The 354-nt window shown below is 61.3% G+C and carries 1 pseudogene; it reads right to left on the bottom strand.

From position 1 onward, the window contains the following. Positions 1–75: 75 nt before the first annotated feature. Positions 76–354: pseudogene (locus KVT32_RS29190) on the bottom strand (PIN domain-containing protein); the annotation flags it as partial.

Raw genomic sequence — 354 nt, 5'->3', positions numbered from 1 at the left:
TCCAGCTTCGATGGATGCCTCTCGGCAAAGTGGCGTCTGATGAAGGATTCTTGGTCATCCGTGGCTCTCGGCGGGTCAGAGGATGGTGCGATAGGTCGCCAGCACCTTGGTCGTTTGCACAAGGCCCTGGCGCAGCAGGATTTCGAGATAGCGGTCCACCTCGATCGGCGGATGCTTGAGTTGGGCACGCTGGCGCTGCGCAGCCGACACCACGGCGGCCGCGTCCAGATCCAGTAGGTTGTACACAAACTCATCGGGGTGCTGCGATTCGATGCCGTACGGAGCCAGCAGATCGTTCGGGAAATCCCGCTCGTTGAACGTCACAATCACGCTCGCACCGCAGCGAATCGCCGC

This window comes from Achromobacter sp. GbtcB20 (assembly GCF_019091095.1).
In the GTDB taxonomy this organism is placed as follows: domain Bacteria; phylum Pseudomonadota; class Gammaproteobacteria; order Burkholderiales; family Burkholderiaceae_B; genus Achromobacter; species Achromobacter mucicolens.
This window is presented reverse-complemented; position numbering and strand designations above follow the sequence as displayed.